This window comes from Aquimarina agarivorans, assembly GCF_000218485.1.
GTDB classification, from domain to species: domain Bacteria; phylum Bacteroidota; class Bacteroidia; order Flavobacteriales; family Flavobacteriaceae; genus Aquimarina; species Aquimarina agarivorans.
Window position 1 is genome coordinate 32,844 of the sequence record NZ_AFPB01000141.1, and the last position, 7,763, is coordinate 40,606.

At 34.6% G+C, this 7,763-nt stretch carries 4 protein-coding genes; 1 reads left to right on the plus strand and 3 read right to left on the minus strand.

Features of this window, described 5'->3' with window-relative positions:
* Window positions 1-225 precede the first annotated feature (225 nt).
* Window positions 226-4,059 carry an Ig-like domain-containing protein gene (locus tag GMC_RS0108530; protein WP_010521726.1) on the plus strand — a complete coding sequence of 1,278 codons (3,834 nt, stop codon included), beginning with the start codon at window positions 226-228 and terminating at the stop codon, window positions 4,057-4,059.
* Between the two features lie 273 nt (window positions 4,060-4,332).
* Here the strand turns inward: GMC_RS0108530 and GMC_RS0108535 are convergent, their stop codons facing one another.
* The 3 genes from GMC_RS0108535 to GMC_RS0108545 form a co-directional block, all read right to left on the minus strand.
* The gene (locus tag GMC_RS0108535) at window positions 4,333-4,590 is read right to left on the minus strand and encodes a hypothetical protein (RefSeq protein ID WP_010521727.1); all 258 of its coding nucleotides are present in this window, start codon (window positions 4,588-4,590) and stop codon (window positions 4,333-4,335) included.
* A gap of 11 nt (window positions 4,591-4,601) precedes the next feature.
* Window positions 4,602-6,380, minus strand: coding sequence for a chloride channel protein (locus GMC_RS0108540; RefSeq protein ID WP_010521728.1), 1,779 nt, complete (start codon window positions 6,378-6,380; stop codon window positions 4,602-4,604).
* A gap of 228 nt (window positions 6,381-6,608) precedes the next feature.
* Window positions 6,609-7,637, minus strand: a complete 1,029-nt coding sequence (locus GMC_RS0108545) for a S1 family peptidase (RefSeq protein ID WP_010521729.1) — start codon at window positions 7,635-7,637, stop codon at window positions 6,609-6,611.
* Window positions 7,638-7,763: the final 126 nt, after the last annotated feature.

Sequence of the window (7,763 nt, forward strand, 5' to 3'; positions counted from 1 at the left end):
TTTACAACTAATCATTTATAGTGAATGATATTTTTGACTTCTGATTATTAGGTTGTTATGAATTTTTAGGGAAATTAAATCGAGAAAAATAATAATGATTCACTTTTTAATGGTTGTTTTTTTGAGGGCTTTAAAATCATTTGTGTTATAATTTTACGAATTTGTAGTAATCGAAAACGATATAGTGGGTTAAGTTTGTAAGAAACAAAACACAAAATAATTTATATGAAAAGAATTACATTGTTTTTAGCAGGTCTTATTTCAATATTAAGCCACGCTCAGGAAATTGCTTACAAATCAATACCTACAATTATTGATTCTGAAGCTATAGGAACTGGAGTAGCACCAACTCAATTAACATCCGATAATGATTTTATCATTGAGTTAACTAATTTGGTGGTAGGAGATAGTTATCTGTTATTCAATCAGTTGAGAAATTCAAGCAACAACCAGTTTGCTGGTTTTGCTCGAAACCCGTTTACCGCTACTAGCGAAACTATGGAATTTAATATTTCCGAGTTAGGATGGCTGTTTTTTGGTAATGGTATTTTAGTAGATGGCGAAACTGCTACCATAGCTTCGCAATTAAATACGGACACCACTCCAACGACATCATTAAGTCAAATTCAGGCGGAATTTTTAGTCGATGACCCCGATACTGATGAGAATACTACGGCAGATTTTGGACTACTTAATGCTCCACAAGAAATTTTAATAGGTGATACGTTTTCTTTAGATTATACAGCAGCAGGGAATTTGTTAAAAAAAATTACTTTATCTGTTGATGCTGATGGATCTTATGCTAATATAGGAATGTCTGTAGGGGATGCTATTTTGATAGATAATGTGGATGTACCTTCAGGAATACCGCAAACGTTAAATTTTATAGTAAGTTTACCTGCTAGTGGCGATTTAACCTTGGATTTTTTTGTTAGAAGTAACCCCGTTACTTTAAATAGTCTGGTAATTGAGGATGCTGTTGCTACTGTAATTCCTGAATTTGTTAACGTAAGCGAAACTATAGGATTGAATGAGCCACAAAGCATTAAGTACGGAGGGCCATCCATTGCGGATATCGATAATGATAATGATTATGACTTTGTATTAAACAATCATAATGCACATGAGTTTGCGCCTAACGTAGTATACACCAATAATGGTGATGGTAATGTGACCAGAGGGCAACAGCTTTCGCAATTTAGATTACATGATTTGCACGGTTCAGCAGCTGGTGATTATGACAATGACGGGGATTTAGATATAGCCATATCCAATGGTGGAGGAAATGGTACTAACCCAACACCTCCAATTATTTATACTAATGAAGGAGGAACTCTTATTCAAAGCAGTCCGGATGCTACAGGAGTTACTTTAGCAGGAAGAGGGCGCTCGCCAAGGTGGGTTGATTTTGATTTAGATGGAGATTTGGATTTGGCTTTTTTTAATGCGACACCTTCTAATCCTGATGTAACCCGTCATGTGTTTTATGCAAATAATGGGGATAAAGAGAACCCTAAATTTATACCAATAGCGGTACCAGGATTGGAAGATGCTACTGCGGAAAGGGTTCTGATTACAGATCTGAATAACGATCATATTGATGATGTTTTAATGATCGGACCGTTAACTGTATGGAAAGGGAATGGCGATTTTTCATTTACTGATATGTCTACAGAGTGGCTTCCGGCTTCCAGTCCTTTAGTAGGTCAAATCAGGAATCGTTTTAACAATCTTGCTGCTACGCATTTGGATATTGATAATGATGGAGATCTTGATTTATACATTGCAGGGGGATTAGGGGTTTTTGCAATTTCCGACCGTAATTCAATTGATTTTGAACCTACTACTACAATTTTAGACGCCAAAACTTCGGGGAGCGCTGGTACGTTTTCGATAGACTTCCAAGCGGAGGCTGACTTAAAGTTTTACGATTTGGATTTGTTAGGACGAAATGGATTTAAAGACCCATATCCGATATTTTTAGGAAGTGCTAAAACCGAAAATATTGTGGCATCAATTGAAAATGACTTGGAAGGCGCTTCAAAAGCAGATAGGCAGCTCATCATCACACAGGATAATGCCAGCGGATTTCCAGAAGCATCTGAAAGAACCGAAAATGGTATTTATATTGGTTATGTAGGCGGGAATAGTTGGCGGTTCGAAACAGTACGAAATGGAAATATATTTTTTAACATCGCTTTTTCCTTAGAGGGTGTTAGTGAAATAATTAATACTTCACCAGCTGTAGCTAACAGAAATACGCAGGATATACTTTTAAGGAATGATATAGCAACAGGAAATGGATTTGTAGACGTGTCGGATTCATGGAATATACCTAAAGGCGGGAGCCATACTGGTGCAATTACCGCAGATTTTAATAATGATGGATTGCAAGATATTCTGGTGCACAGGTACGCCTATTTAAAAAGTAGAAGGTCAGATTATTTATTACTAAACACAGGAAATGGTTTTGAAATAACGACACACCACAACGCAAACGTTAGAGGGGTAATTAGTCATGGGGATATGGGGCAAGCCTTTGATTATGATAATGATGGTGATGTAGATATTTTAAATGGTGATGATGAATTTGGTAGTTGGTACTTGTACCGCAATGAAAAGAATGATAATGGAAATTTTGCTACAGTAAAAGTAGGGTATTCGCCAGTTTCAAATATAGACCCTATTTCAGCTGAGGTAACAGTAACTACAGCAAGTGGAGAACAACACAAACGTGTCGCTTCTGGAGGAGCCGTATTTTCGCAAAGTTTGTTAAATATTGTTCATTTTGGTTTAGGGAATGACACTGTTATTGAAAAAATTATGGTGCGTTGGCGCAACGGAGAAGTTGCTGAGTTTAATGATAAAGCTGTGAATCAATTTTTTGATACTGATGATGTGGCGCCAACAACCATAACAATTTCTCCAGCAATGGCAGAAGTAAGAGAAGGACGCACAACACAATTGAATTTGGATGTGATTCCAACCTTTGCAAGTCGAGAGGTTACCTGGTCGTCTGCTGATGAAACCATAGCTACGGTAGATGAAAATGGAATAGTTTCAGGGATTGTAGAAGGGCAAAGCACAACAATTACTGCAACTAGTAAAATAGACAATTCTGTTTTTGGAAGTACTACTGTAAGTGTAGTTCCATTTTTTCCTATTGCAGCAACTTCAATAACATTAGATGTGGAAACAGTTACTATTGTAGAAGGAAATACCCGAACGTTAGTAGCTACAGTTGAACCAGCAGATGCCGATGATAAAGATATTCTTTGGACAAGTAGCGATGAAGCAGTAGTTACAGTAAATGCAAACGGAATAATTACAGCAGTAGCTGATGGTACAGCTGTAGTGACAGCGGCTTTAATGTCGGATCCTTCAATTAAAGATGAAGTAACGATAAATGTATCTAGATTTTTTGCAATCAGTCTTATGTTTGATGATCGTAGAATATACGAAAATACGGCGTATTCAGCTGATGGTAATGTGGATGTTAGTGTAGATTACCATGCGGGAACAGGCAATACAATTGCTTCATCACCCGATCAAGGAATTCGGTTCTTATTTCGTCATTTAGACAAAGATTTTAATGTTATAAGTGATATTGTAGTGACTGATGAAACTGCTATAGGTACTGAGTCTGGAACAGCTACGGTTTCAATTCCTTTAAATGGAATAACGCCAAGTGCTGATTTAACTGATGGAGAATTCTATTTTATATTTGTTCGGTTTACCAATAGCAAGGGTGATGTTAAAAATATATCCGTATCACGTATTGAAGTTGTTGAAGGTGATACACTTTCTGTTGAAGAATTTGAAAATGAAAAAAATGCTATTACCATGTTTCCTAATCCGGCAGCATCAAGTATTTCATTTTCAGGAATAACTAATTCAGATTATACGGTAAGTATTAACGATTTATCAGGTAAAAAACTATTTACAAAAGAAATAAAGGGGACAGAATTGATTTCTTTGGAAACTATTTCAAGCGGTTTTTATATTGTTACCTTAAAAAATGAAACTACAGAACAGGTATTTAGCTTGATTAAAGAATAACAGAAATAAATCTGCTTTAAATTAGATGAATAAATAACCAATTTTTAGTGATTGTTTTATGCTTTTTTACTTTAAAAAAGTAATTTCTAATAAATAAAATATGTTAATTTAAATATTTAGCTAACCAGGGGTAATATGTCCAAATAGTAATGACTCAACAATAAAGTTGAAGGTTAACTATTGTCTTTTTGAAAAGCATAAACAGTGTAGTTTATATTCATAATAAAAAAGCCTAGTATATTTCAAAGCATATATACTAGGCTAAAATATATCCTAATCAATAGTTTTATCTCCTTTAATTAAATCTTCCAATTCTTCATTTTTTTCGGTGGGTGAAAATATGGATTTACTTTTGTCGCTTTTGCTGAAACGATAGATGATAAACACAGGCATTACTACAAAGGCAAGTCCCAGAGCGCTAAATCCAATGATCTTGTTGCCCAAAATTTCTTGATTATTATTAATCAAATAAGAGCCAGTGATTAATCCAATTACTTCAGCAATGACCAATATGCGAACTATGTATTTCATGATCTAATTTTTTACCTAGTAAAACTAATCAACTTTCGGCGGTAAGCCGTTAATAATTTAGATTTTGAAATAAAACCGTAATAGGTGCCGTTTTTTATTACGGGCAAATTCCAAGCTCCTGTATCTTGAAACTTTTTCATCACTGATTTCATGGTGTCAGTTTCGTAAGTAATAATTTCAGGAACTTGTTTCATTAGCATTTGCACTGTAGTATTTTTGTAATAACTTTGATCAAACATAATGTCCCTAATATCATCTAATAATACGATGCCTAAAAGCTTAGAGTCGTTATCCACTACTGGGAATATATTTCGGGTGGATTTAGCTACTACATTGTGCACTAGGTCACCCAAAGTTGCTTCGGACTTAATGCTTACAAAATTGGTTTCAATAACTGGATCTAATTTCATTAGTAGCAGCACCATTTCATCTTTGTTGTGAGTAATTAATTGTCCTTTTTCAGCAAGTTCTTGGGTGTAAATGGAATGCTCTATAAAGTGTTTTGTGATCAAAAAAGAAATAGTTACGGTAATCATTAAAGGAATAAAAAGTTCGTATCCACCACTAATTTCGGCAATTAAGAAAATGGCAGTGAGTGGTGCATGCAATACCCCTGCTATTAGACCAGCCATGCCTACTAGGGTAAAATTACTTTCGGAAACATGAAAGCCAAGTCCCAAATGATTGATTAATTTGGCAACAATAGTACCTAAGGCACTACCCATAACTAAGGTGGGTATAATAATTCCGCCAGCACCCCCAGCGGCAAGGGTAGAGGTCATGGCTATGGCTTTAAATACTGTGATACCAAAAAGTAAAGTGATTACTACCCAAACATTATTAATATGATCATCAAACGGAGTTTTGCCTAAGGCGGCAAGGTGGTTGTTAGTGAGTAAGCTATTAATAAAACTTAATCCTTCCCCGTACAAAGGAGGAATAAAATAAAGGAGTAAGCCAATGGTAGTTACGCTAATGGCAAATCGGTAAAAATTATTATTTAATTTGCTAAACAATCTGAAAATTCCAAAATACATTTTAGTAAAATATACTGAGGTAAACGCAGTGCCTATGCCTAAAAATATATAAAAAGGCAGATCATTTATTTTAAATGTGTCGGCAACATTAAATCGGAATAAGACTTCATCACCTAAAAATAAATAAGAGGTAATTACTCCTGAAAGCGAGGCAAGTAGTAAAGGGAGTAGTGAGGTTAGTGTGAGGTCCAAACTTAAGACTTCGACAGCAAAAATTATTCCTGCAATTGGCGAATTAAAAACGGCAGCAATTGCCGCTGCAGCTGTACAGCCAAAGAGTAGGGTTCGTGTTTTACTATCAATATGGAATAAGGAACTTAAATTGGAACTTATAGTAGCTCCTGATAATATGGCTGGACCTAATAAGCCTACTGATCCACCAAAGCCTACCGTTATAGGAGCTATTATTAATGGATACCAAATTTTTACGCGTTTTATGATGCCATTTCTTCGCGAAAGCGCATGTAAAATAGTAGGTACTGAGTGCCTTGGAAATCTTTTAAAAAAATACTTGTTTAGTGTAAAAACAATTAGCAACCCTACAATTGGTAATATAAAATAAAGAGATTGTCCTAAAAATAAATCATCACGCTCTACAAATGACTGTATAAAATGCGTTATGTTTTTAAGGACCACGGAAACTAGGCCTGCTAAAAATCCAACTAAAATACTAAGTAAAAAGACTAAATTTTTATCTGAAATATGACGATACCTCCATTTTAAAAATTGGGCGATGTGCTTTTTTTTCGTCATAAATTAAACTCGCTGTAAGAGAATGCTGCAAATTTAAATTAATTGAGGTTGGTTTTAATAAAAACAGCCAAGTTTTTAATTAATGAGTGTACTATGGGAGCTGTTACTAATTATAATATTTATTTAAATATTTGGAGCTATCACCTTAATTTTAGGTACAGCTCCAAACTGAAGAAAAAAAGTTGAGCATTCTTTTTTTTATTTAAAATGTTGGAGAGTCAATAGTATTTAATTTTTAATATTTTCCTCGATCCAGTTTTGATAAGCACTTAATCCTATACTTATAGCTACAGTACTGTAATCTGATTGTTTTCCTTCAATAAATACAACTTCATATGCGCTTATGCCGACAACTTGCCATTGGTCATTTATTTTAGCCAGCATAGGTCCTCCACTGTCACCTTCAACTATAACGCCTTCGTACTTTGTTGGAGTGGCATTACTTGTTATTGGGGCTAAGGCTTCTGAAAAAATTTTGTTATCATTTAAAGTATTGTTTTTTCCGCATGGATCGTCAAAATCAACAACTAACCCTACGGTTTTGTATGTGTTGGTGCCTGTAGTAATGCTGTCAGTAAGTACTTTGTCAATAACATTTTGAAAGGCATGCTTTTTTGCAAACAGATCAGGATTTTGCCCTTGTGAAGCTTTATATTGGCCAAATCCAGCAATCCAAGCGGTCATTTTTTCTAGTTTTTTAGTGTTAAAATACAGTTTGGCTGGGTTGATATTATTTATCGGAGCCGAAAGTTTAATTAGGCACATGTCATAATCATCATAATCATCGTGTTTTGCCAAATAAGCAGGATGAATTTTAATTTCAGCTATTTTGGATTTGGCTGAAGATGAATTGGGATCATTCCCAAAAGTAGCGGTTACAGTTTCAGGAGAAATTAAAGTAAATTTACCTTCCTTTTTTTTGGCAAAAATATGAGCAGCGGTTAAAACCCATTCAGGTGAAATTAATGTTCCTGAAGCTGCGTAACTTGAATTACCTAATTGGAATTGTAATTGTACTACAGGTGAAAAATCAGGGAAATCTGCAGTATTATACGGTGCTAAGTTTGCAGCTATGGTTTCAATAGTCTCTAATTTTACGTCATTTCTAATTCCAAATGCTTTTTTTTGAGCAACTGAACAATCTATTGTAGTAGCATTTTCGGTATCGGTCAAGCTCGTGGTTTCATTATCATCTTCACTACAAGAAAATAAATAAAGTGAAGCAAGTAATAACACTAAAAAGTTGGTCTTTTTCATAGTTTAAATATTTATTATTTGGAAACTAAGACACTTTAAAAACTAAATACCCTAAATTTATTTTAGATTATTTTTAGTAAGCATTGATGCCAAAGATTCTTTTTTGTTTAGTGCTTTAAATTAAAT